Consider the following 24,071-nt stretch of genomic DNA (forward strand, 5'->3'; position numbering starts at 1 on the left):
TAAAAGGAGTGATAAATGAATATCACGAAAATATTTACAAACAATAAATTCAGATCAAATATTATAACAATAGAAATGGGTGCAGAAACAATGAAACAGGTTAAAGTATTAATAACAATCTTAATTATACTATTTACAATATATGTGATAAATCCAATAGCCGAAACTTCAAAAACTGTATTCAAAGATGATATAGTTAAATTTGAAGACAGTTCCTTAGAAAAAGCAATACGTAAACATATCCAAAAACCTAGAGGAGATATCTTTAAAAGTGATGTTAGGAAAATAAGAAGATTGTCATTGCATTATTCTAAGATAAAAAACATTTCAGGAATAGAAAATTTAACAAATTTAACTTCATTAGGTTTAGGTCTTAATAAAATAACAGACATATCTCCTTTGAGTGATTTAACTAAGTTATCTTATTTAAACTTATCCAACAATCAAATAACAGATACATCTCCTTTAAGTAAATTAACTAATTTATCTTACTTAGCCTTATGCAATAATCTAATAGCAGATATATCTCCTTTAAGTAATTTAACCTCTTTAAATGAGTTACATATAAGTAGAAATCAAATAACAGATATGTCGTCTTTAAGTAATTTAACTAGTTTATCTAGTTACTTAAGCATAGACAATAATCATATAACAGACATATCCCCCTTAAGTAATTTAACCAATTTGACAGGGTTAGCCTTGTTCGATAATAAAGTAATGGATATATCTCCTTTGAAAGATTTAACTAATTTGACCAACTTATATCTAAACAATAACCAAATAGCAGATATATCGCCTTTGAAAAATTTAATTAACTTACGTATGTTAGGCTTAAAAAATAATAAAATAAGGGATATATGTCCTTTAAAAGATTTAACCAAAATATATGAGTTAGGCTTAAACGATAATAAAATTATCGATATATCTCCTTTAAGTAATTTTACTAACTTATATTACTTAGGTTTATCAAATAATCAAATAGCAGATATATCACCTTTAAATAATTTTACCGTTTATGATAAGTTAGATTTAAGTAGAAATCAAATAACAAATATATCACCATTAAGTAAATTAACCTCTGTACATAAGCTACATTTAGATAATAATCATATAACAGATATATCTCCTTTAAGTAACTTAACTAATTTGACTTATCTAAACTTATTCAACAATCAAATAAAAGATATATCACCTTTAAGAAATATAACCTGGTTAGAGGAGTTATATTTAAAATGTAATCCTATAACAGATTATTCTGCAACTAAATCTTATTATAATAATTTAAAGGGTAAAGATTTTGAATTAAGACATAATAAAATTGATTAAATTTAAAAACCTATATCTTAATTAACTAAATAATTAAAGATATAGGCTTTTATTATATTGATGGAATCAATGAACTTAACAAACAGATTCAACGGTCACTACTAATGTATTTTGTAATTAGCTAGTTGTCCCAACCAAGTAAATTTCGTTCCATTTCCGTTAATACTATTTCATTATCGTAATCATCATAAGACTTATGTATGAAATCTTTAAATTCTGTATTATTATTTTTATCATTCTCTTCTTTGATTGATACGTTGCTTTGAGTTACATTTAACATTTCTTGAGCAGAGTACTTAGTAGACTTTGTAGTTTCGTTAGAATTAATAATGAATTTGACAGAAGTTACTTTTCTTCCAGTTTTAATTTCTATAAATTCAAAATATATATCAGTTAAATTATTAATTTCTTTTTGTGCTTGTTTTAATATGTGTTTCTTAAACATTCCAAAACTTTGATAAGATTTAGGGCATTGTAATATATTAATCAAATCATCAAACTTATTGATATGGTACTTTGTATCACAAAAAGGTAATAAATAATCATATAAACGATTGCTATAAATACTTCGAAAATTTAATATGGGGTATTCTACCTTATAAAAGATATCCTTTTTTATTTCAAGAAGCAATTCCTTCATTGTTTGTCCTAATTCAACAGTTATTTTACTGTCATTATCCGAAAATATAATACTTGCAAACCATTCAAAAAATACTTCTGTTTTATTTTCACTGTTAATTAAACTAAACCCCTTATTTTTTAATTCTTCAACTGTTTTCTTTAAATCTATGTAAAAATTTGATAAATCTTCTCTGTATAATTGTTTATATTTATTAATATTTAATTCATAACGATACTTATTATCATCTTTGATTTGACATAAAATCATATCAAGTAAAACGTTTTGTTTTACAGTTAAATGATGTCTTATATTAATTAAATCATCCACTTCTATTGATATATGTTTATCTTTTTTTCCCACGATTACACCTCATTTTAATATATATTGTGACTATATTAATCATAGTCACAATATATAAATTCCTACTTTTTACTAAGCCAATCAAAAAAATAGCTTATAAAACTAAACCAAATTTATTGAAGATTTTTTCTCATTAGTTTTGTTCCATTACATTTACACTTTTCTTCAGTATATCCCCAATTAAATCATCGGTCACATTAGGTAAATCTTTATTAAAAATTAATGGTAGCAACACCATTACCTGTTACTACCATTTTAAATAAAATATTTAATTTCTTGTATTCTCAACTCTACATTACCCTTTAGGATTTCATAAGTTGTGAACTATCATTACTATAGAAAACGGGTTTATTGGTCGGTAGTCTGTTTATTGAATTTAAAAGACCCACTATTTTATCATAGCCTCTAGCAGACTCAAACTCAAAAAACACCTGATTATATTTATCATTTTGCCATTGATAATAAATATACTCATACCCAATTCCATAAATCCTATTCCTAATAACTAGCTCTGGGATATTATCTCTATTTATATCGTTAAATTCTACACAATTATGATACGGTTCAGGTAATAAAATCCTAAACTATAACTTCAACTTATAGGTCTCACCATATCCAGTATTCTCAAACCCAAAGCTTTCAAACACAACCTCTTCTTCCTCACTATACCAGGCACTTAATGTTAAACTTTCAAACCCCCGATTATAAAGTGTATGAATGCCCACTCCCAGAATAACTTTAGGAATCACACTTCCTCTATATTTAGGATCTATGCTAAAAGGATAAAGGTGGGCGTGCTTATTGTAGCTGTCACTCCATAAGACATAAAAAGCCACATACTCATCCTTTTCATTTACTACAAGAAAAGACAACTCACTGTTAAAAGCTGGTGAGTTAACGAAACTCATCACAGTTTCACCATTTGGCATATAAATACTGGTTGGCCAAATCCTTGTGTATAGTTCAGCTACTTTTTTACACATATCCATATTTGAAGTATCAATATTTATTATCTTATATCCTTCAGGAATGTTGGGTAATTCGAATTTTTTACTGATGGTTAACTTCCTGTGATCATCAACAAACTCATCTTTTATTCCATTATATTTTAACAGTAAAGACTTACGCTTTTCATCATCAAAGTTCGATGAAACATTTATGATTTCTATATCTGGGTATAATTCTCTACAATTTTTCATAGCCCAAGTAAGCATTTCTTCTTCAATTTCTCTATATTTAGGATGGATTTGTAAGAAATAATCACCTGGTTCCTCATAATGACAAACACCTACTATCACACCATCATCTTCCCATATCTGAACGCCACTTTCCCACAACCTATTGCCTGTAGCTTCTTCATTATTATGGATACAAAATCTATTAAAAGACCAACGACCATTATCCCAATTATAAACTCTCTGATTCAAGATATATGTATCACTTAGGAATCTGTTAACCCTTTCAAAGTCTCTTTCACACTCAAAATTTCTTTTACTTATAGCCATCATATAACCTCCTCAATATATCTAGTATCTATCTCTAACCTTTTTCTTCTGCAGTTGTTTAATAGTAACATAATATTCTTGCTCAAAAAACCTCATAAACAATACATAACTAAAGTTGAGCAATTTTTATCTCTTTATAACAGGATATTATGATGAATATAACTCAAACCAAAGACACAAAAATCTTAATAATAGAGATCAAAACCAGAGAACAGAAGTCTCATGAATCCAAAATGATGATAATAAAACAGTTCCAAATGTGCTATACTCAGATTAAGAAATAGATATTTGTATAAATAGAAAGGATAGAAATTATGAGATTTATTATTACAGGTTCAGGTGGTTGTACCTGTACCCCTAAACCATTATGTCAATGCAATATATGTGTAGAAGCAAGAGAAAAGGGATTTCCATACAAAAGGTGTGGTTGTAGTTTGTATTTAGAAGATATTGCACTCTTAATTGATACTCCTGAAGATATAGCTATTGCTATAAATAATGTAAACCTTAAAGAAGTAAATAATATCATGTATAGTCATTGGGACCCTGACCATACACTTGGAATGAGAATAATGGAACAACTACGACTTGAATGGCTTGATTACTATGATAAGATTAGACCTAAAAATCCAATAAATGTTTTTGCTGAAAAAGGTGTCATGGATGATATTAATGGAATAAGAAGTAAATTTGGTCCTATACTTGATTACTACGAACACATGGGGCTAATCAATCGTTCTATTGTGGAGAATTCTATGAAATTAGATGATATAAGCATTACATTAATTGCTGTGCCAAAGGTTAAGGCTACATCTGTTTTCGTTTTTGAGTCACAAGGAAAAAAAGTTGTATATGCACCTTGTGACTGTGTTCCATTCCCAGAGGATCAGAAAATTAAAAATGCTGACTTGTTAATTATAGGTCATACATTTATTGGAAATGCATTAAAGAACGGGAAAACAATAACTGATAATCACCCTATCCACAATGTACTACATAGTTTTGAAGATGTCTTAAATATCGTAAAAGATATGCAAATAAAACGTGTCATTATTACGCACATAGAGGAAGACTGGGGTAAGTCATATGATGACTATCTAGAACTGGAAAAACAATATGATTTCTTAAGATTTGCATATGATGGAATGGTTATTGATGTATAAAAATTAAGTCTAAGTTAAATAGTGCAGCAATTAGTTATTTCTTTACTCGAAGTTACTCTGTCCCTTCATCAAGTGACAGGGTAATTTTTGAATGTCATCTCATAATGATTGTTTAATAGATTCAAAACAAAAAACACATCCACTTACTTAGTAACCAGAAAATTCTGGTGAAAAATGAATGTGTTTTTCTTCGGTTATTCTAGTTGATTATATCATTTAATTATATTGAATATAGTATTAAGGCTCAATACTTTTTTTTATGACGTAATTAATTACATATTACTTGTCTATTATTTTGTAATATAAGAATTATTGTAAATTAATATAACTTCTGATTATGCTTATTTTGAGGGAGTTAGAGAAACTTATTCATTGATGTATAATTTGATACTCGAAATCCAAGATTTTGATATAATGATTTCCCTTTTTCAGTCGCCATTAAATCAACTGCGGCAACGCCTAATAGCTTTGCTTCCGATAAAAGTTCAGTCATAACTTTAGTTGCAATGCCTTTTCCTCTATATTGAGGGTATGTAAAAACATTGTATACCGTACCGACAAGATATGATGAAAACGCTATTAACGGAGGTCTTTCCACGATTGACATAAATGCAGTTGCTAATACTTCATTTTCATTCTCGGCAATTATTGCAATAAATCCCTTGTTAAGGTGTTGAGTAAAATATTCTTCTAACTTCATTCTAATATCTTGCACTTCTTCCGAAGAAGACACACCTTTTTCTGCAAACAGGTATTCCATACGAATCTTTATGAGGAGATCAATATCCTCTTTAACCGCTTTTCTTACTTTCATGTTTTTGCACCACCTTATAATTATAATCTTCAGTACGCACTTTTCTACTGTCACGTTGTAACTATTATATTTTATTTGCGACACATAACAAATATTTTGTCCCTCAGTTACTTGTACAAGTTTACCATAAATAACCTTAAAAGTTATTACAAAACAATAACAAGGCTGTCAAATTAAACTTTAACAACTCTACGAATTTATATTAACTATTCCGACACACAAGTACTATTATTCAATATATAAATTGCCTATATGAAAAAACTGTGAAATAAACCCACATATCCAAAAATTGTTTACTATACATTTTGTAACAATATTCTAATAACTAAAAATCAGCCCTTAAATCGAGTTTACCCACGTTTACAGTCACAATAAAGAGCATCCTATTTGAATGCTCTTATAATGTCTAATTTTAACTTTATACTTTTTGTTATTTAATCTTACAACTTTAGAATTTGAGTAGTTTTAAAATGTTCAAGGTCAAGGAACAAGGCGAACGAGCAGCGCAGTGTACGTGTACATGAGCAACTTATGTATAGGTATAGTACTCATATTGTATACTGAGTAAAGCTTTAGCAAAATCTTAAACTAATACAAAAGGATTCTTGAGTAAAATTATAAAATTAATATGAATCAAAATCCAAGATGTCTCAATTGTATTGGGTATAATTTGAAAATTAGCAGTAAGTATCCATTCTGCGCGCACAATAAAAGGTAGCAACATTATCTGTCGCTACCTTTTTAATTAATTTGGATTACTGTGTGTATCTTTAATCCAGTTAAAACTTTTCTCAGTATGAGATCCACAATTTGTGCATTTAATAACTACATACACATTTTCATACCATTCAGTTATCATACAATTCTCATGTTCAGTACACTTGTCAGGATGTGATTGCGTGGAAGTTGTAGTATCTGTATCATAAATACCTCCATTATTACAATAATAACATAATGGTAGCGCTGAAGCACTAGTTACAAATGTACCAATCGCCAATACTGATAAAACTGTACCAACAATCATTTTTTTAATTTTTTTCATTTTAAAATCCCCTTTTAAATATATTTACTTTTATAGTAAATATTATATCTTATTTTCTTATTATAATTTGCTACTATATGTCGATAATTTCCAATAAATTAACAACACATTTTTACCTTTCTGTAAATTTATATATATTTTATATAATTCACTTTAGTTCATTAATATAAAGTGAATTATATACTATTCAAAAACTACATCTTATGCAAACTAATATCATACTTAGATATACGTTAAATTAATAGACTTGTTTTAATATAAGTACTATTTATTAATTTCTTTGTTGTTTCATAATTTTCTTAAACTCCCTCATTATTCTTTCTTGCTTATCTATTTCTCTTCTCTATTTTCTAAATAAAATCTTTAATATTATCACCTTTTAATAGTTCAATTTTAGTAGGAGAGAATTCTATTGCATGTCCTTCTTCAATTACTTCAAATTTATGTGTACATCCAGGATAAATAAGTATGAGACTTCCTGCTTCTATATCAACTGTCTCTACGTTATTGTTTGCTTCTTTATAATCTCTAAAATAGCCCCTTATCTTTCCTTTACATAAATAAAGATATTCCATTTTATTCTTATGATAATGATTACCTCTAGGCTCCCCCTTTTGTGGATAGTCAACATAAGCTATAAAATTTATTTCTTGAGTTGATAGTACTGCTAGCTCTCCTTTTTGATTTATCATTCTACAGATACTCTCCTTTTCTCCATTAAATGATTCCTCATAAACTAATAGTTTCTTAATTGTAAATCCTTTTTGAGTCATCTTAATACCTCCATTCTATTTCTAAAATATATTTTTATAATTTCTTATTTGAACTAAAATACTTGAATTATATTGTGTATACCTTTAAAAATTTCGAAGTTACTTCGTATTTTTTTCTATATATATAAGACAAAATACAAATATTTTGTACCTCAATCACTTGTACCATTTTACCATAAATATACTTTACAATTATTACAAATCAAAGACAAAACTGTAAAATTAGATTTAAACCTCGTTTCTAATCAAAATAAAGAGCATCCTATTTTGAATGCTCTTGTAATGTTTAATCTTTAATACTAATTCTCAATTTTTTATCAAGATATGATATTTCTCCTAGTCCAAATATTTATGATTTAACTTCTCTTTTAGTATATTAAATAGAAAAAAATTCCAACTCATATAGGCATCATGAAGGTTACATACTTCTATTTTTCATGAATCAATGATTTTTTTTGTAAGTATTCCTCTTTTGTCAGGGAATAATAAGGTTCTCCATTATAAAAATCAAATTCTTCTGAAAGTCCTTGTACCATATACCTATATATTAATCCTAAATTTTCAAGAACTTTTTTAGAAGCAATATTTTCGGGTTTGCAAAGACCTACAATTTCCTTCAATCCCATAACATTGAATCCATAATCAAGCAATGCCGAAGATGCTTCTTTAGCATAACCTTTTCCCCAATATTCTCTTCCTATTAAATAATAAATTTCCTTCTTCTTGTGGTCAAACTCAACTCCCCCTATACCACACCATCCAATATGAGTACCAGTATCCTTTAACGTAATGTTGAAGGAATATTTAAAATCTTCATTAAAGCCTACTTCATAACAATCAATTAACCATTGAAATAAACCTTTATAACCATCATAAGACATAACATCCATATCTAAGTATTTAAATAGCTCTTTGTTTTGCATTAATTTAAAGCATTCTTCTAAATCTTCTTCTATATATGGTCTAATTATTAGCCTTTTTGTTTCAATTCTCATTTCTTTTACCGTATTCATAATTCTTCCCCCTATATAACCAACTATATTTTCCCCTTATTTGAAGTTATCTAACCCAAACGCTGTTTAAATGATATCATTATTTATAATAGTACAGTAACCTCAAACATTTTTCTGAACTAACATTGCGCCATTTCCAATCCAGTTAGTTCATCTTACAACGCTTTTGTGCCTCAGTTACTTGTACCATATTACCATAAATACACTTAAAATTATTACAAAAAAAGAGCATCCTATTTGAATACTCTTATCAATATTTAGTTTTTAATTCTATACTTTTTCTTAATTCACTCATAACCTTTAGAATTTCAGAAGGTTGAATATGTTCAAGGTCAAGGAACAAGGCGAACGAGCAGCGCAGTGTACGTATTTTGTACTGGTGCAGCTCTAGTTCACTCTTGCATCACTTTTCTTTTATAAGATTAAAATTTCTCGTAGAGAAATGTCCATCATTCTCCATTCTCCATTATCAATTCTACATTTGTTTTATTTTTTAGTAATCATATCATTCCTCAACAGCACCATCACATCAAACTTCCTCTTAATATTATTCTGAAATACTATCTCAATCTCTTTCTTATCAAGATATGATATCTCACCAAGCCCAAAGGATATATGATTTACCTTTTCTCCAACCTTATAATCATCAGGGGTCATCTCCCTTAGTACTCCCATCTCATAGAGGAATCTTTATTGTATAATTTCTTTTATTTTCTGCTTATAAAGTTCTACTGTTTCATGATAATCCATAATAATTCCTTCTTCTCTGACAAAATTTCTATAACCTATCGGCTCTCCTTTTAATCGAGGGAAAAGTTGAAAATGCAAATGATTTCTTTTACCGTCACATATTGTGCACATATATACTTTTTCTGCATCTATAATTTCTTTATGAAGTTTAATTATTGCATTTGATATTTTTAATATATGTACCCCTAATTCAAGAGGCATTTCAGAAATGTCTTCATAATGTTCCTTTGACACAATAATTGTCTGTCCAGTTGCTCTTGGGTATTTTTCAAATTGACACCTTACCTTTTCATCCTCGTAAAAAATCAAGCCCTCATCAGGGAATATATCTCCTGTGCTAAAGTTATAACATCCGAAGCATATCCCCTTTTCTTGCAATTCTTTTATCCTTTTGCCTCTTTGCTTCAGTTCTCTTTTTTCATTTTCTGACAATTGCTTAACGTACAATTTTAACCCCTCCTCTTTAAATAATTTCATACTTACATTATCAAAAATTATTATTTCATATTGCAGTGATACGCATTTTTTTACTATATCCTGCAACTTATACTATACATTCTTTGAATCATAAAACGAGTAGTATTGTATTCGGAAGTTGAGCAATAACAAAACTAGCATACTTTATCAAGATGCTAGGACCAGAGAATAAATTAGGTGCTCAATTTCCGAAACAATTGTTGAACGAAGCCGCGTAGCAGCCTTATGGGGATTCAAAACTTATTATCCTTCTCAAAAGATCAGCTATACTTGAAATTTTAATCAAATATATGGGCGATAGCCCTTAGATATCATACAAAGCCAAATATATGAAATATAACACTACATATTCTTCCCTTGCTTAATACAGCTTAATTTTTTTGTTTTTTATTCAAAGGTGGTGAGCAAATTTTAGGCTCAAGTTTTTCTTTATGATTCATTTCACCTTTTTTACAACATGGACACTTTGATAAATCAACTCCAGTTAATTTCATTAATAGTTCTTGTACACTTAGTTTTTTCAGAAAATCGATATTCCTTTCGGAATAAACCCCTAAAAGTATTTTACATTTCTTAAGTTTTGTATTTCTGTTTCTATTACTGATAATACCGTAATGCCTTATCTTAACAAAATTATATGGCAATATATGCATTAAAAATCGTCTTATAAATTCATCAACCTTTAAAGTCATGAATTTTTGTTTATTATTATCTTTATAATCACGCCATTTAAAAGTAACTAATCCATTTTGAACATTAACAATTCTGTTATTTGATATTGCAACTCTATGGGTATAACGCCCAAGATATTCTAAAACAAACTCTGCACTCTTAAATGGTGCTTTTGAATAAATCACCCATTCTTTCGAATATAATTCATTTATCCAACATAGGAATATATGCTTTTGACTTAATTCTTCAATAGTATTAACTAGCTTGAATTCATTGTTATAATAAGCTTGCTTAAAATAAGCAAGAAATTTTCCTCTAAATTTTCTTGAAAGAACCTTAATAGGGATAAAAAAATCTTTCTTTGAATTAATCCATCTAGTATTATCTAACGATAATCCCCCACTTGGAACTATACAATGAATATGTGGGTGGTACATTAAATTCTGCCCCCAAGTGTGAAGTATTGTTGTGAAACCAATCTCAGCTCCTAAATATTTAGTATCTTTCGCGAGCTCCAGTAGTGTTTCTGATACAGCTTTGAAAAATAATGAGTATACTTTTTTAGAATTCACTAATGCTATCGCATTTAATTCTGATGGAATTGTAAAAACTATATGAAAATATCCTACAGGTAGAAGATCTTTTTTTCTTTCTTCAAGCCATTTTTCTTTAGCAAGACTTTGACATTTAGGACAATGTCTATTTCTACAGGAATTATAAGAAATTCTTATATGACCACAAGAATTACATTCATCAATATGCCCACCAAGAGCTGATGTACGACAGTTTTCAATAGCGCTCATAGCTTTACATTGATATAGTGGTAATTTATGATTTCTTCTATATTCCACTCCATACTCCCTAAATATATCTTGTACTTCAAACCTTGATAATCCTATCATTACAAAGTATCCAAAGGACTTTCTATATTAAGCAAGTCCATTCTTCTAATATGAAGATATATAGTAGTGGAAGAAATACGAGTATGCCCTAAAAGTTTCTGAATATAACATATATCTGTTCCAGCTTCTAATAAATGAGTAGCAAAACTATGCCTTAATGTATGAACTGAAGCTTTTTTTGTTATGCCACTTTTATTTTTGGCGTTCTCAAATATTCTTTGAACAGTTCGAACTGCTATGTGTGAATTTGGTTCTTTCCCTTCAAACAGAAAATGCTGTGGTTGATATCTCTTCCAATAAACTCTTAAAATTTCTAGATTAGTCTTAGAAAGCATAGCATATCTATCTTTTTTACCTTTACCTTTTCGTATAAGCAGTTGCATATTTTTACTATCTATATCATCTATCCTTAGCTTAACAACCTCACTCACTCTTAAGCCTGCGGCATATACAGTCATGAGTATTGCTTTATGTTTTAAATTATCTACAGAATCAAATATTTCTTTAACTTCTTGTTTAGCTAAAACTACAGGAATCTTTTTCGCCTTCTTAGTCCTAAACACTTTCTTTACTCTCCAATCTCTTTCGAGAGTAGTCTCATAGAAAAATTTCAGTGCACTATAAATGCCATTTACTGTTCCTTCACTTAGCTTACGCTTTGTGATACAATAATGTAAGTATTCTCGAATTTGTTCATCACCAAGTAATTCTGGTGATTTATCATAAAAATCTGAGAATCGTTTTACATTTCCAACATAATACTTACAAGTTAATGGGCTGTAACCTTTAAGTTCTAAGTCCATATTCAATTTTAACAAATATTCTGACATCTTAACACTCCTTTATCTTTAGTACTGTCGTTAGTTTAATGATAGATGAAGTGTTAGATATATTAAAGTGGTATTTTATACAAGTACCACTTTATTTTTATGCAAAACTTTAGCGATAGCTCTCGTCTGCCACCGCTGTTTATCAGCGGTTTAGTTCAACTCTTTTATTGTGAATCAAAATTTTTTTTCGTTTTATATATAAAGTAAAACATTTTGAATCAAAATTGGCATCTTACTTATTATAAATTCACCTTTATAATTCAAAAGTATTCTCTATAACTCCTGGCAATATGCTATATATAGATCTTCCTATTTTTTTATCAAAATAATCTTTTAGCTCCATAAAAGCTTTCCATTTGGGAATGATATAATCATTTACCCCATGACGTAATGCTACATCTATAAGCCTTTTTTCTATCAGTGTAAAACCATTTTGTAATCCTAATGCGTCACATAGTTGTATTAATTTATCATAATCATCATATTCATTAGTATTTATGAAATCTTCAATAAATTTATATTCCTCACCTGTATTGCTTTCTTCAGCATCAAAAATATCTGAAATGTTTTTGCTTGGACAAGAGTGAGTTACACAAATTTTTGCTAAAAGATGGTATCCCCTTTCCATAGAAAAATGATATCCTTCCATAATATGACCTATTATGGTTTCCCCACTTGTGGTATTACCAATATCATGAAGAAGCCCTAAAATATATGCTACTTCTGAATCTAAATCCATACAATTATCTGCTATCAATTTTGCACTTTCTGCAACATATTTACAGTGACCAATCCATGGTCCAGGATTTATTTTTTCTGCATTTTCCAATATTAGCATTGCTTCTTCTAAAGTTGGAACCCCTTTTGTAATATGGTTTTTCATTTTACTCATCCCCCAGTCATATCAAATCAATTCGTAATAAAAGACTTCATACTTAAATTACTTATACAATTTTACCATAAATATCCTTCAAAGTTATTACAAAATAAAGACAACGCTGTTAAAATGAATTTTAACCTTGTTTATAATCAAAATAAAGAGCATCCTATTTGAATGCTCTTATTATTATATTTAGTTTTTAATTCTATAATTTTTCTTAATTCACTCAATACCTTTAGAATTTCAGTAGTTTTAAAATGTTCAAGGTCAAGGAACAAGGCGAAGGAGCAGCGCAGTGTACGTATTTGGTACATGAGCAGCAACCTTCACCCCCATCATCACTTTTCCTTTACAATAATTAAAATTTCTCGAAGAGAAATGTCCATCATTCTCCATTATCCATTCTCAATTTCTTTTATACCTTCTGAATCATATCATTCCTCAACAGAACCATAACATCAAACTTCCTCTTAACATTATTCTGAAAAACTATCTCAATCTCTTTCTTATCAAGATATGATATTTCACCTAGTCCAAAAGATATATGCTTACCCGTCTCTCCTACACTATAATCATAAGGGGTCATCTCCCTTAGGCTTCCCATCTCATAAAGAAATCTTGAAGGTTCCATACTTCTGTTTCTCATGAACCTGCAGTGGTCTAGCCATAAATTCTGAGAGGTTCTTGTAATTCCAACATAAAATAATCTTCTTTCCTCTTCTATGTTTTCATGCATACTCTTAACATATGGGATTATCTCTTCATTACAGTTTATAATTATTACATTTTCAAATTCCATACCTTTGACACCTCGAAAAATTCTTATAAAACTCCTGTAGGCGTGAGAGGTAGTCATTGTCCAGATTTATTAGTTAATTCGTTCCATTCATTGTTGTGATTATTATACTATATAGATTTGGTTTAATCACTAGTAAATATCTATCTCTTTTCTTTGTTACTGTTGTTCTTTAAACTGTTAGGATTCAGCACTCTATTCAGCATCAAACACATAAAAATAAAAATTTTCTTCTTAAATTATAGGATAATTGGGTTATGATTTTTTTCAGCTTCTTCATATATTTCTTTTGCTGTTAATACTTTATTGCTCCAAAATAATAATCTTACTATGTCTTGATAAAATGGAACACTATATTCTATTTGACAAACCCATTCATTTTGTTCATCATCTGCTCCTTCAGCATTTTTTAATTTCTGAATCAGTTCTATTATTTGTTCTTTATTCAGTTTTTCCATTTTCCCTCCTAGTTATTGAAATACATTATTAAAGTAAAGTGAATTTAATCTTCAAGTCCAAAAACTATCCATTCATCTACTACACTCCAAAAATCAACATTATATTCTGGTTTATCATTTGAAAACCATACAGTAGCAATATTATTGTTGTAATCAATAGCAACATATCCTCCCGCACCACTTAAAAAAAAACCAAATGTTGTTTTCAAATCAATTTGAATTGGTTCCCCTAAATCTTCTATAATCCCCCATTCATAATCATCAAAAAATGTAACAGATTCTATAGGCACTAGCCCCATTGACTCACTTGCATAATAATAAAATCCATTATGAATTTTTTCATAGAATCTTCGAATTGAATTTGGAAAATCACTCCATACTTTTTCCAATTTAGGATTATTAAATTGCTCTTCTGGATTTCCACCTTGATAAAAAGATATACCTCCATTTAATGTTTTTATACTGTATAAAATTGAGTATTTCCCCATACTTTTTACCAAGTCAACTTCTACTAAATTTTCAGTTAAATAGGCTATTGTATTACTTAACTCAACAGCAAAATACTTTTCCCATATGCTTAAAACCTTTCTTATTCTATTCTGAGAATCTTCTTCTATAAAAATTTTATACCACTCACTTGGTATCATTTTATCATTTATTTCATCATTATTTACAAGTTGAATTTTTTTATCATATTTTCTTAAGAATTCAAGCTTATTTCGCATACCATTAGCTCCTTCCATTCTCTAATTTTATTTTTTAGTACGTTAGTTATTTATAACATATAACTTTTTGCAGTCTTTATACTGTCCTCCATTGGGATATTAGGGTATTTAGTATATAAGAAATCTAAGCATTCAATAAATTGATTACTTTGAAGCTTATATGCAACATCTTCAAAAACCTCACTTATCCAGCCTATATCATCCTCTGAACATTCATTCAAGAACTTAATTGTTTTCTTAGCATCCATACTTAATAATCTAGTCAATTCATCCCAATATTTATATACACATGGGTCTTCAACATGTACAGCTTTTCTCTTTTCTAATACACTTCTTATCTGCTTTTTATCCATTATTACCTCGCTTCTCTACTTATCCTAATAATAATAATAATAATAATAATAATAATAATAATAATAATAATAATAATAATAATAATAACCTTCATACAATAGCTACCTGTGTCGTAAACCCCAAGATGATGGAACAACTTACCCCTATCCCCCATAAGTAAACTTAGCTAAAAATAAATGGTAGCAACACATTACCTGTTACTACCATTTTATCATAAATTATTTAATTTCTTATTATTTCTATAACTTTAGAATTTCAGAAGTTTTAAAATGTTCAAGGTCAAGGAACAAGGCGAACGAGCAGCGCAGTGTACGTATTTGGTACATGAGCAGCAACCTTCACCCCCATCATCACTTTTCCTTTACAATAATTAAAATTTCTCGAAGAGAAATGTCCATCATTCTCCATTCTCCATTATCAATTCTACATTTGTTTTATTTTTTAGTAATCATATCATTCCTCAAAAGAACCATAACGTCAAACTTCCTCTTAATATTATTCTGAAAAACTATCTCAATCTCTTTCTTATCAAGATATGATATTTCACCTAGTCCAAAGGATATATGATTAACCTTCTCTCCAACCTTGTAATCATCAGGTGTCATCTCCCTAAGTACTCCCATCTCATAAAGAAATCTTGAGGGTTCCATACTTCTGTTTCTCATGAATCTGCAATGGTCAAGCCATAAGTTTTGAGATGTTCTTGTTATTCCAACATAGAATAATCTTCTTTCCTCTTCTATGTTTTCGTGCATACTCTTAACATATGGAAGTATCTCTTCATTACAGTTTATGATTATTACATTTTCAAATTCCATCCCTTTGACACCCAGAAAAATTCTTATAAAACTATTGTAGGCGTGAGAGGTAGTCATTGTCCAGATTTATTAGTTAATTTGTTCCATACATTGTTGTAATTATTATACTATATAGTTTGGTTTAATCACCAACAAATAAATACAAGCCCATTAAATTAATAGACTTGTTTTGATATAAATATCATTTATTGCTTTATATGTTGTTTCATCAATTTCTTAAACACTATCATTATTCTTTCTTGCTTATATATTTTTCTTCTGCCTTCTCACTTTTGACTCTTAGCATATGTTCAATAGAATAACAAATTATATTGAAACTGGTATTAAAACATACTACTCTTTTATTGTGTTTTATCTTAAAACTAATCCAATAAGATTACTTTTTATCTAGGTATGGAATAAATGCAAAACTAAATCCCATAGTAAATCCTAAAACAGTTTTGCTTATTACAGATGTCATTCCTATGCCATCACACATTACTTGTATAATTGATTGTAAAATAACCACTGTTAAAAGATATGTAGTAGCATTATAGCTTGGATTAATTTTTTTATTTAAAATAGCCCATAAGCGTTGACTCCAACTAAACTTTATTGAAATGTTCATAAATATTAAACCTGATATACTCATTCCTATCAGAAAAGGTATATACTCTTTCATTGATAGCCCTCCTATAATTGATTTTTGATTATTACTTTTTTACCCTTTAAAACTTTATCTATCTATACTTTGCTTCACGATACAAATTTTTTGTGCCACAGTTACTTGTACTATTTTACCATAAATATCCTGTCACACAAGTACTATTATTCAATATATAAATAGCCTATATAAAAAAACTGTAAAATAACCCACATATCTAAAAATTGTTTACAATATGTTTTCTAACAATCTTCTAATAACTAAAAATTACTCTTAACTTAAATTCTAACTCGTTTATAATCAAAATAAAGAGCCTCCTATTTGAATGCTCTTATAATTTTTAGTTTTAATTCAATAATTTTTCTTAATTCACACTCATCTTCATCTACATAAATTAAAATTTCTCGAAGAGAAATCTCCATCGTTGTCAACCGTCCGCTGTCCACTGTCCACTATGTTTTATATTTTAGTAATCATATCATTCCTCAACAACACCATCACATCAAACTTCCTCTTAATATTATTCTGAAATACTATCTCAATACTTTCCTTATCAAGGTATGATATTTCTCCAAGCCCAAAAGATATATGATTTACCTTCTCTCCTACCTTATAATCATCAGGGGTCATCTCCCTCAGCACTCCCATCTCATAAAGAAATCTTGAAGGTTCCATACTTCTATTTCTCATGAATCTACAGTGGTCTAGCCATAGATTTTGAGAAGTTCTTGTTATTCCTACATAGAATAATCTTCTTTCCTCTTCTATGTTCTCGTGCATACTCTTTACATATGGAAGTATCTCTTCATTACAGTTTATAATGATTACGTTTTCAAATTCCATACCTTTGACACCTCGAAAAATTCTTATAAAACTGCTATAGATAAGAAAGGTAGCCATTATCTATATTTATTAGTTAATTCGTTCCATACATTGTGTAGTTATTATACATTAAAGATTTGGTTTATACACTAATTAATATTTCTTCAATTGTTTTGTCATTATCTTTATTTTATTGGTAATAAAGTGAGTATTAAATAACGACATTATAAAACTTCCTGATATGCTTGAACTAAGTCATTGACTATCTTCTTGTCAAAATCATCAAGACTTATGTAAGCATCAATTTCATTTTTGTTAAAACCAAGTTTAACAAGTGTTGCAATAGATAAGTGACCTATCGTATAGAAACCTATTAATACATGCTCTTTATTACGATAATCACTAACCTCTTTGAGCCTTGATTCAATGTTAGGTGTTATGATTTTACGTTTAACTATTTCTTTCATTACATTACTCAACACAAATACATTGTTCATCATCAAGTATTCTTCTAATTCGAGGTCAGAATTATTACCACTCTGAACTTCTCTAATGATTTTATAAGTACTCATATATAACAACTCCTCTATTTATCAAGAATTCAAAATTGTTCTTAAATATAATACTCCCTAAGTTAATTTGTATTATCCTTTCCCCCTATGTATTCAGCCATCTTAATTTCTTTCATCAAAAACTGTATACCCTATAAAATATAGAAAAATAGATTTTTATAACCTAGTTATTTGTGGAAAATTTTTGCTTTCAAACATTACTTCATAGTGATCTGTCTTTAAACAATAAATATATCCTACACTACTCTCATCATAACTGAATCCAATTAAGGATTGTAGGATAAATTCTTCACTGTCTTTAACTATGTCTTCAGGAAAATCAAGATTAATTGAAAAATTATTAAATCCAACTACTTCAAGTTTTGTTTTCTTACCAGTCTTCATTTCTAGAAAGAAAACTTGAATAGTGTTTAAATCAATCTTTATATCTTCTATATACTGAACAATTCCATTTGTAATTTCCTTCTCTAATGAATAATTATGCTTCATTTAAATAATACCTCCAGAATTTTAAAAATATATTTCTACTAACTTTCTTATTTATTTAAAAGAAAATTCTTACCTACTTAGTTTGAATAAATAAGTCACCTAAATCATTCAACATACTTATAAGTATTATGCCCGTTAGATGAACTTAACTAAAAAAAATGGTAGCAACACCATTACCTGTTACTACCATATTATCATATATTATTTAATTTCTTACACTCTTCAATATGATTTTCTTATATTACTATAGAGTGTTCAGAAGTTTTAAAATGTTCAAGGTCAAGGAACAAGGCGAACGAACAGCGCAGTGTACGTATTTTGTACTGTTGCAGCTTTAGTTCACTCTTGCATCACTTTTCTTTTATAAGATTAAAATTTCTCGAAGAGAAATGTCCATCATTCTCCATTCTCCATTATCCATTCTCAATTTCTTTTATACCTTCTGAATCATATCATTCCTCAACAGAACCATCACATCAAACTTCCTCTTAATATTATTCTGAAATACTATCTCAATACTTTCCTTATCAAGGTATGATATTTCTCCAAGCCCAAAGGATATATGATTTACCTTCTCTCCAACCTTATAATCATCAGGGGTCATCTCCCTCAGTACTCCCATCTCATAAAGGAATCTTGAAGGTTCCATACTTCTGTTTCTCATAAATCTACAATGGTCTAACCATAGATTTTGAGATGTTCTTGTTATTCCAACATAGAATAATCTTCTTTCCTCTTCAATATTCTCATGCATACTCTTAACATATGGAAGTATTTCTTCATTACAGTTTATGATGATTACATTTTCAAATTCCATACCTTTGACACCGTAGTTAATATTCATTGAAATCCCATAGCTATGAGAAGTAGACATTGTCCAGTTTTAGTAGTTAATTCGTTCCATACTCTATTGTAAATATTATACTACATATATTTGGTTTATACACTAATAAATATTAGCCCTTTAAACTATTTATCCAGTCGTCAAAAAACTTTGATTGTTCATCTACATCAGTAATCTCCAACCCTTCCTCATACTCAAAAATATCGACTACATCTGCTAATTTAGCTTGCTTACCCAAAAATAATTTATATGCCTTTCTTCCGTAGCTCATCGATGATTGCATTGCAGATGGATAAACATTTTTTACTGCTCCATTACATATAATTTTTATATTCTTCTTTTTTAGTTCTCTTCTCAGTGCTGTTAGTGCAGTAAAGAAATCATCACTAATAAAACTTATTTTATGACCATCTACGGTTATCTCTAATAGAACCATCTCTTCATCATCAGGTGCTTCCTCATACAAAATTAACTCTTCATTTATGATGTTTACTTCATTAATTAATAATTTTATAATCTTCCTTTCAGCATCCATATTATTTCCCCCTTATTATACTTGACCAGTTACGACTTACTACTTTTCAAAGGAATTAAAGTACTTTATTGATTATCTTGAAATTTATACCACCTGTTTTTAAATTTGCACTTAAGAATACTACTTGTCTCTACAAATTAAAATTTGACAATTATCATAGCTGAATTGGTTTGTAACTCAATGCTATCTCAACAATTTGTTCTGGTGTATAATTCTCTTCATTCCAGAATATCAAGCCACTTACTTCTGGATGGGGTACATTGTTTTCTAGCAAATTTATCATTTCATCTATTTCATCTTCTTTTCCTTCTACATTTATTATTTTCTTAACTAATTTAATTAGCTGTTCCTTATTTAATTTCTCCATTTTGAAACCTCCTCTGATATCCGAAATGATAATATTTTTTCTTTAATTTATTAAGTTTAGGCTCTACTTCTATATTTAAAGCTTTTGATGCGTGAAGTATTTGCTTTCTAATATCCCACATTTTCTTTATACCTCTTTAAACTTCTTCATCATATCTTTGCTTACTGAATTTCGTAATCCATCCATCTTCAGTATACAATTCACCTGATAACCCATCACTTTCTTCTTTAATATCTTCAATTTCTCCACTATCTACTTTAACCCCTAGAAATAATTCTTCACATTCTTCAAACATTGCCAATAAATTATGAAGTCCTTGGTCTACAATTTTAGAAATAATCCATTTTACACTTTCTAAATCCTCTTCACTAAAATTAGATAATCTTTCTTCTACTTTTTGTGCTGTAACTCCCTTCATATCACCTTCTATCATTTTATCCCAAGTCAAAATAGTTTCATCCCTTACATACTTCATTAATGATTGTCCTAATATATCTAACGAATTTTTTTCCATAATAAACCTCCATATAGAAATTACTACTAATATCTTTCTAATACTGATTTACTTACTGATAAAAAGTTTTAATTACCTTTGTATTTAAATCACTCATTTCTGATATATGCCATTCTAAATCAGTAATATACTTATGAATTAATAATAATTTTTTTACTGTTGATTCACTCTCAATTAACTCATGGCTATCAAGTTCATCCAAAGATTTTTGAAATTCACTCAATATATCTTTCAAGTCTTCTAAATTTTCTCTTTGTTCTTTTATGTCATCATCTATATCTATTCTCTCATTCTTATCAGTAGTAAATCTCTCAAGATAATCAATAATTTTTGAAAAATGACTAACCATAGAAATCATATTTTTAATATCCTCCATAAACAATTCTATTTGTTATTTTTAAAATCATATTCGAATTTACTTATCTTCAAGTGATGAATTAACATATCTCTTACTCATATCTTCATCTATTTTCATTTTCAAACGCTTATAATCTTGAATCGACATATGATTTGGTGAGCTATATTTAAACAAATCATCTATGCCATCATCTTCCCAATGACAAACTGAACATATTTCATATTGTCCTCGTTCTGCTATTGTTTGATAACCACAACAAGGACAAGATTTTAGAACCTCAACTTCTCCCTTAACTTCTATATTCTGCTCTGTTAGTTCTCTCACTTTCTCTGATAGATATTCATTCCTTATTCCTAAGTACGTATATTTTAAAGCCTCTATAATTAACGGATTGTATTTGGAGTGCATCACATCTTCAGTTGGTTCATCAAATTGTAACAACTCATTCTGTATCTCCATTGGAAGAAGTGAAAATTCCTCATCTGACATATCAATCCCCCACCACCCAAGAAGCAGTTCTTCTCTCATTTCTTTTGATAGCCCAACCAATTCACTTTTAACAATAATTGAGATCGCTTCTTTTCTGTCCATAATATTGCCTCCAAGATTTATTTAATACTAATATTTTCATCAAATAGCTCAAACTCAATATATTAGTTCCTAAGTACCAATAATGATATTTATCTATTTTTGAAATTCAACTCTTAAATTACCTGTGAAAATAATACATGAATCAATTTGAATTTCTTTAATTTTTTCTTCAAAATCAACCCTTATAACTCCAAGCTTACCTACGTTGCATAATATAGTGTATTCATCAATAACCTTTTTCACAATTCCTTCAACAACAACATGAGATGACTCTTGTATTGTTTGCTCAATTCCTAATACATCTAATACTCCAACAATTTGATAATTATTTACCCATTCAACTGAAAAATCAGCATATAGCTCTTTACCAACCATACCACTCACAGTTTCAATATGCTCTCCTGCATACTCTTCTGTATCAACTGAATATGCCCATATCGAACTTTCATCATCACCTTTTATTGATAGCTCATACCATCGTTCATATATATCAGCCTTTATTTTTTCAACTCTTACATAATGCAAAGTTTTATCCTCCTATTAAAATTAACCTTCACTCTCGTAATTAGGACACTTCTCGCATACTTTAATCATCTCTTCATTCGACATTCTGAGTGATTTCCGTAATATTATTAAATGCTCTTCTGTTTTTAATCTATCTAATTCAGCAGTAATTTCAATGCACTCTGCCTCTCCTATATTTTCTTTTTTTTAAGGACAATACTCATTAAATATAAATTCCATTAATTCCTCTCCTTAATAAGTATTATTCATATATTTTCCCATTCATCCGAATTATTTGTATAATCTTTTATTAGCAAATCTAAGAACCTTGTGAAATCATCTTTACTATTAACTTTTTTCACTTCTTTAAATATTTCCATATCTATCACTCCAATTTAAAATCAATTTATTTATTAATTTAAAATAACTCTCTAACTAAAAACTAATGGTAGCAACATCATTACCTGTTACTACCATTTTATCATATCTTGTTTTTAGGTTCATTTGCTTACTACAGTATTTAGATTATGCAGTGAGTATTATATCTCTAAAAATACTGAAACATAATGGATTTACTAAGTTGTAATTCCCAAATCTTTTTTTTATTTTTATGCAGCTAATCTTTATTTTTTATGAAGTTAGTAATTATTATTTTCCTTCAAGTTCTCTTAGGAAATCTGGATCTATCCATACACTCTTAACTTCATACTCTTCTTGTTCTATATCATACTCCTCCATTTTTTTTATACTCTCAATAAAATTATTAAACGTAGTAGCAACCTCAACTAATGAACTATAATGTTTTAAATCAGATTCCAATTCCTTTTCATGTTCCCATAAATATACTTTACCAAACCTATCTTCATTCAAAGAAAGAAGTATTATATCTCCACCTTCTGCTCTTGCTATTGGTATTGAATCAATTGGAATCCTTCCTGGTAATTGAGATGTTTCAATGGTTATATCATTATATGATTCAACTCCTACACCAAAAAAACTGTCAATAGAGAAGTTTATTTCTCCTTCACTGAAAATATTATCTTCTGGTGTACCTCCATTATACTTCTTTAAAAACTCTATATAGTCTTTTGGTAATTGAGTTTTTTATTTAATGCAAAGTTCTTTAATTTTTGTTCATTGAAAATTATATTATGCGATTTAATTAAAATCATATTTATTCTTTATCCTCCTTTTTTATGGTACTAAAGCTTTTTTCAATAATGATGCCCCTCCAGTATGTCTTACAGCTGCCTGCAACTAGTTTCTACTAATAACAATGTTTTACCATCTTCTACTTGATCCCATGTATATCCTTTTGGTTTTGACTTCCAACCAAGAGCTTTATTTGCTTTTGTAAAATCAGACGCCTTTCCTGTTAACCCTGTTATCTCAACTTTAGCTTTAGCATATGGACTAAAATCTGGAAAGCCTGCCTTATAAAAGTTTACACCATTAGGATATTTTTTAGCTAGGTCTCCACTCAATTCAAATACTTTCCCAGCATATTTTTTATTAATCATCCTAACTCCATCGTAAACAGCTTCACTCGTCT

At 28.8% G+C, this 24,071-nt stretch carries 31 protein-coding genes and 1 pseudogene; 2 read left to right on the plus strand and 30 right to left on the minus strand.

Features of this window, described 5'->3' with window-relative positions:
- Window positions 1-15 precede the first annotated feature (15 nt).
- Window positions 16-1,326, plus strand: coding sequence for a leucine-rich repeat domain-containing protein (locus tag OW730_RS20550; protein WP_271225920.1), 1,311 nt, complete (start codon window positions 16-18; stop codon window positions 1,324-1,326).
- 121 nt (window positions 1,327-1,447) lie between these two features.
- On the opposite strand, the gene OW730_RS20555 is transcribed toward OW730_RS20550, so the two are convergent.
- Complete coding sequence (locus OW730_RS20555; protein WP_271225921.1) at window positions 1,448-2,308, minus strand: replication initiation protein; 861 nt, start codon at window positions 2,306-2,308, stop codon at window positions 1,448-1,450.
- 584 nt (window positions 2,309-2,892) lie between these two features.
- Window positions 2,893-3,813, minus strand: a complete 921-nt coding sequence (locus OW730_RS20560) for a hypothetical protein (RefSeq protein WP_271225922.1) — start codon at window positions 3,811-3,813, stop codon at window positions 2,893-2,895.
- Window positions 3,814-4,127: 314 nt separating this feature from the next.
- Here OW730_RS20560 and OW730_RS20565 point away from each other — a divergent pair, with 314 nt between their 5' ends.
- A complete protein-coding gene (locus OW730_RS20565) occupies window positions 4,128-4,976 on the plus strand; it encodes an MBL fold metallo-hydrolase (RefSeq protein WP_271225923.1) in 849 nt (282 codons plus the stop codon).
- 355 nt (window positions 4,977-5,331) lie between these two features.
- On the opposite strand, the gene OW730_RS20570 is transcribed toward OW730_RS20565, so the two are convergent.
- From OW730_RS20570 to OW730_RS20705, 28 genes and pseudogenes are all read right to left on the minus strand, one after another.
- Complete coding sequence (locus tag OW730_RS20570) at window positions 5,332-5,790, minus strand: GNAT family N-acetyltransferase (protein ID WP_271225924.1); 459 nt, start codon at window positions 5,788-5,790, stop codon at window positions 5,332-5,334.
- 745 nt (window positions 5,791-6,535) lie between these two features.
- Window positions 6,536-6,832 carry a hypothetical protein gene (locus OW730_RS20575; RefSeq protein ID WP_271225925.1) on the minus strand — a complete coding sequence of 99 codons (297 nt, stop codon included), beginning with the start codon at window positions 6,830-6,832 and terminating at the stop codon, window positions 6,536-6,538.
- A 350-nt stretch (window positions 6,833-7,182) separates the two neighbouring features.
- Window positions 7,183-7,605, minus strand: coding sequence for a polysaccharide biosynthesis C-terminal domain-containing protein (locus tag OW730_RS20580; protein ID WP_271225926.1), 423 nt, complete (start codon window positions 7,603-7,605; stop codon window positions 7,183-7,185).
- Between the two features lie 428 nt (window positions 7,606-8,033).
- Window positions 8,034-8,618 (minus strand): GNAT family N-acetyltransferase, encoded by a 585-nt coding sequence (locus tag OW730_RS20585; RefSeq protein WP_271225927.1) that lies wholly within the window; start codon window positions 8,616-8,618, stop codon window positions 8,034-8,036.
- A gap of 486 nt (window positions 8,619-9,104) precedes the next feature.
- Entirely contained in the window at window positions 9,105-9,293 is a 189-nt protein-coding gene (locus tag OW730_RS20590; protein WP_271225928.1) for a hypothetical protein, read from the minus strand.
- A gap of 15 nt (window positions 9,294-9,308) precedes the next feature.
- The gene (locus OW730_RS20595; protein ID WP_271225929.1) at window positions 9,309-9,815 is read right to left on the minus strand and encodes an HIT family protein; all 507 of its coding nucleotides are present in this window, start codon (window positions 9,813-9,815) and stop codon (window positions 9,309-9,311) included.
- 401 nt (window positions 9,816-10,216) lie between these two features.
- Complete coding sequence (locus OW730_RS20600; protein WP_271224759.1) at window positions 10,217-11,419, minus strand: IS91 family transposase; 1,203 nt, start codon at window positions 11,417-11,419, stop codon at window positions 10,217-10,219.
- Window positions 11,419-12,249 carry a site-specific integrase gene (locus OW730_RS20605; RefSeq protein WP_271224758.1) on the minus strand — a complete coding sequence of 277 codons (831 nt, stop codon included), beginning with the start codon at window positions 12,247-12,249 and terminating at the stop codon, window positions 11,419-11,421. Before OW730_RS20605 ends, OW730_RS20600 begins: the two co-directional genes overlap by 1 nt.
- Before the next feature lie 253 nt (window positions 12,250-12,502).
- A complete protein-coding gene (locus tag OW730_RS20610; RefSeq protein WP_271225930.1) occupies window positions 12,503-13,132 on the minus strand; it encodes an HD domain-containing protein in 630 nt (209 codons plus the stop codon).
- Window positions 13,133-13,544: 412 nt separating this feature from the next.
- Window positions 13,545-13,928: a 3'-5' exonuclease gene (locus tag OW730_RS20615; RefSeq protein ID WP_271225931.1), complete on the minus strand. Its 384-nt coding sequence runs from the start codon at window positions 13,926-13,928 to the stop codon at window positions 13,545-13,547.
- A 236-nt stretch (window positions 13,929-14,164) separates the two neighbouring features.
- Window positions 14,165-14,383, minus strand: coding sequence for a hypothetical protein (locus OW730_RS20620; protein WP_271225932.1), 219 nt, complete (start codon window positions 14,381-14,383; stop codon window positions 14,165-14,167).
- Between the two features lie 44 nt (window positions 14,384-14,427).
- The gene (locus OW730_RS20625) at window positions 14,428-15,108 is read right to left on the minus strand and encodes an SMI1/KNR4 family protein (protein WP_271225933.1); all 681 of its coding nucleotides are present in this window, start codon (window positions 15,106-15,108) and stop codon (window positions 14,428-14,430) included.
- 50 nt (window positions 15,109-15,158) lie between these two features.
- Entirely contained in the window at window positions 15,159-15,461 is a 303-nt protein-coding gene (locus tag OW730_RS20630) for a hypothetical protein (RefSeq protein WP_271225934.1), read from the minus strand.
- A gap of 435 nt (window positions 15,462-15,896) precedes the next feature.
- Window positions 15,897-16,280, minus strand: a complete 384-nt coding sequence (locus tag OW730_RS20635) for a 3'-5' exonuclease (RefSeq protein WP_271225935.1) — start codon at window positions 16,278-16,280, stop codon at window positions 15,897-15,899.
- A gap of 376 nt (window positions 16,281-16,656) precedes the next feature.
- Complete coding sequence (locus OW730_RS20640; RefSeq protein WP_271225936.1) at window positions 16,657-16,941, minus strand: hypothetical protein; 285 nt, start codon at window positions 16,939-16,941, stop codon at window positions 16,657-16,659.
- Window positions 16,942-17,382: 441 nt separating this feature from the next.
- Window positions 17,383-17,766 (minus strand): 3'-5' exonuclease, encoded by a 384-nt coding sequence (locus OW730_RS20645; protein WP_271225937.1) that lies wholly within the window; start codon window positions 17,764-17,766, stop codon window positions 17,383-17,385.
- Window positions 17,767-17,969: 203 nt separating this feature from the next.
- A complete protein-coding gene (locus tag OW730_RS20650) occupies window positions 17,970-18,317 on the minus strand; it encodes a hypothetical protein (RefSeq protein ID WP_271225938.1) in 348 nt (115 codons plus the stop codon).
- Between the two features lie 156 nt (window positions 18,318-18,473).
- A complete protein-coding gene (locus OW730_RS20655; RefSeq protein ID WP_271225939.1) occupies window positions 18,474-18,806 on the minus strand; it encodes a hypothetical protein in 333 nt (110 codons plus the stop codon).
- Between the two features lie 433 nt (window positions 18,807-19,239).
- A complete protein-coding gene (locus OW730_RS20660) occupies window positions 19,240-19,623 on the minus strand; it encodes a 3'-5' exonuclease (protein WP_271225940.1) in 384 nt (127 codons plus the stop codon).
- Window positions 19,624-19,762: 139 nt separating this feature from the next.
- The gene (locus OW730_RS20665; protein WP_271225941.1) at window positions 19,763-20,185 is read right to left on the minus strand and encodes a hypothetical protein; all 423 of its coding nucleotides are present in this window, start codon (window positions 20,183-20,185) and stop codon (window positions 19,763-19,765) included.
- A gap of 154 nt (window positions 20,186-20,339) precedes the next feature.
- Window positions 20,340-20,552, minus strand: a complete 213-nt coding sequence (locus OW730_RS20670; RefSeq protein ID WP_271225942.1) for a bacteriocin immunity protein — start codon at window positions 20,550-20,552, stop codon at window positions 20,340-20,342.
- A complete protein-coding gene (locus tag OW730_RS20675) occupies window positions 20,536-20,673 on the minus strand; it encodes a hypothetical protein (RefSeq protein WP_271225943.1) in 138 nt (45 codons plus the stop codon). Before OW730_RS20675 ends, OW730_RS20670 begins: the two co-directional genes overlap by 17 nt.
- Window positions 20,674-20,688: 15 nt before the next feature.
- On the minus strand, window positions 20,689-21,066 hold the full coding sequence (locus OW730_RS20680) for a hypothetical protein (RefSeq protein WP_271225944.1): 378 nt from the start codon (window positions 21,064-21,066) through the stop codon (window positions 20,689-20,691).
- Between the two features lie 52 nt (window positions 21,067-21,118).
- Entirely contained in the window at window positions 21,119-21,424 is a 306-nt protein-coding gene (locus tag OW730_RS20685; protein WP_271225945.1) for a hypothetical protein, read from the minus strand.
- A gap of 57 nt (window positions 21,425-21,481) precedes the next feature.
- The gene (locus OW730_RS20690; protein ID WP_271225946.1) at window positions 21,482-22,015 is read right to left on the minus strand and encodes a CPCC family cysteine-rich protein; all 534 of its coding nucleotides are present in this window, start codon (window positions 22,013-22,015) and stop codon (window positions 21,482-21,484) included.
- A 93-nt stretch (window positions 22,016-22,108) separates the two neighbouring features.
- Complete coding sequence (locus OW730_RS20695; RefSeq protein WP_271225947.1) at window positions 22,109-22,540, minus strand: hypothetical protein; 432 nt, start codon at window positions 22,538-22,540, stop codon at window positions 22,109-22,111.
- A 627-nt stretch (window positions 22,541-23,167) separates the two neighbouring features.
- Window positions 23,168-23,608 (minus strand): annotated as a pseudogene (locus OW730_RS20700) (SMI1/KNR4 family protein); the annotation flags it as partial.
- A 152-nt stretch (window positions 23,609-23,760) separates the two neighbouring features.
- On the minus strand, window positions 23,761-24,039 hold the full coding sequence (locus OW730_RS20705; RefSeq protein ID WP_271225948.1) for a hypothetical protein: 279 nt from the start codon (window positions 24,037-24,039) through the stop codon (window positions 23,761-23,763).
- Between the last annotated feature and the right edge of the window lie 32 nt (window positions 24,040-24,071).

Origin of the sequence: Oceanirhabdus sp. W0125-5 (assembly GCF_027938815.1) — a bacterium.
Lineage (GTDB): Bacteria > Bacillota > Clostridia > Clostridiales > Clostridiaceae > Oceanirhabdus.

Coding starts and splice junctions, on each gene's coding strand:
- OW730_RS20550 (WP_271225920.1), top strand. CDS start 16: ATGAATATCACGAAAATATTTACAAACAATAAATTCAGATCAAATATT.
- OW730_RS20560 (WP_271225922.1), bottom strand. CDS start 3,813: ATGGCTATAAGTAAAAGAAATTTTGAGTGTGAAAGAGACTTTGAAAGG.
- OW730_RS20565 (WP_271225923.1), top strand. CDS start 4,128: ATGAGATTTATTATTACAGGTTCAGGTGGTTGTACCTGTACCCCTAAA.
- OW730_RS20570 (WP_271225924.1), bottom strand. CDS start 5,790: ATGAAAGTAAGAAAAGCGGTTAAAGAGGATATTGATCTCCTCATAAAG.
- OW730_RS20575 (WP_271225925.1), bottom strand. CDS start 6,832: ATGAAAAAAATTAAAAAAATGATTGTTGGTACAGTTTTATCAGTATTG.
- OW730_RS20580 (WP_271225926.1), bottom strand. CDS start 7,605: ATGACTCAAAAAGGATTTACAATTAAGAAACTATTAGTTTATGAGGAA.
- OW730_RS20585 (WP_271225927.1), bottom strand. CDS start 8,618: ATGAATACGGTAAAAGAAATGAGAATTGAAACAAAAAGGCTAATAATT.
- OW730_RS20590 (WP_271225928.1), bottom strand. CDS start 9,293: ATGGGAGTACTAAGGGAGATGACCCCTGATGATTATAAGGTTGGAGAA.
- OW730_RS20600 (WP_271224759.1), bottom strand. CDS start 11,419: ATGATAGGATTATCAAGGTTTGAAGTACAAGATATATTTAGGGAGTAT.
- OW730_RS20605 (WP_271224758.1), bottom strand. CDS start 12,249: ATGTCAGAATATTTGTTAAAATTGAATATGGACTTAGAACTTAAAGGT.
- OW730_RS20610 (WP_271225930.1), bottom strand. CDS start 13,132: ATGAAAAACCATATTACAAAAGGGGTTCCAACTTTAGAAGAAGCAATG.
- OW730_RS20615 (WP_271225931.1), bottom strand. CDS start 13,928: ATGGAATTTGAAAATGTAATAATTATAAACTGTAATGAAGAGATAATC.
- OW730_RS20620 (WP_271225932.1), bottom strand. CDS start 14,383: ATGGAAAAACTGAATAAAGAACAAATAATAGAACTGATTCAGAAATTA.
- OW730_RS20625 (WP_271225933.1), bottom strand. CDS start 15,108: ATGCGAAATAAGCTTGAATTCTTAAGAAAATATGATAAAAAAATTCAA.
- OW730_RS20630 (WP_271225934.1), bottom strand. CDS start 15,461: ATGGATAAAAAGCAGATAAGAAGTGTATTAGAAAAGAGAAAAGCTGTA.
- OW730_RS20635 (WP_271225935.1), bottom strand. CDS start 16,280: ATGGAATTTGAAAATGTAATAATCATAAACTGTAATGAAGAGATACTT.
- OW730_RS20640 (WP_271225936.1), bottom strand. CDS start 16,941: ATGAAAGAGTATATACCTTTTCTGATAGGAATGAGTATATCAGGTTTA.
- OW730_RS20645 (WP_271225937.1), bottom strand. CDS start 17,766: ATGGAATTTGAAAACGTAATCATTATAAACTGTAATGAAGAGATACTT.
- OW730_RS20650 (WP_271225938.1), bottom strand. CDS start 18,317: ATGAGTACTTATAAAATCATTAGAGAAGTTCAGAGTGGTAATAATTCT.
- OW730_RS20655 (WP_271225939.1), bottom strand. CDS start 18,806: ATGAAGCATAATTATTCATTAGAGAAGGAAATTACAAATGGAATTGTT.
- OW730_RS20660 (WP_271225940.1), bottom strand. CDS start 19,623: ATGGAATTTGAAAATGTAATCATCATAAACTGTAATGAAGAAATACTT.
- OW730_RS20665 (WP_271225941.1), bottom strand. CDS start 20,185: ATGGATGCTGAAAGGAAGATTATAAAATTATTAATTAATGAAGTAAAC.
- OW730_RS20670 (WP_271225942.1), bottom strand. CDS start 20,552: ATGGAGAAATTAAATAAGGAACAGCTAATTAAATTAGTTAAGAAAATA.
- OW730_RS20675 (WP_271225943.1), bottom strand. CDS start 20,673: ATGTGGGATATTAGAAAGCAAATACTTCACGCATCAAAAGCTTTAAAT.
- OW730_RS20680 (WP_271225944.1), bottom strand. CDS start 21,066: ATGGAAAAAAATTCGTTAGATATATTAGGACAATCATTAATGAAGTAT.
- OW730_RS20685 (WP_271225945.1), bottom strand. CDS start 21,424: ATGATTTCTATGGTTAGTCATTTTTCAAAAATTATTGATTATCTTGAG.
- OW730_RS20690 (WP_271225946.1), bottom strand. CDS start 22,015: ATGGACAGAAAAGAAGCGATCTCAATTATTGTTAAAAGTGAATTGGTT.
- OW730_RS20705 (WP_271225948.1), bottom strand. CDS start 24,039: ATGATTAATAAAAAATATGCTGGGAAAGTATTTGAATTGAGTGGAGAC.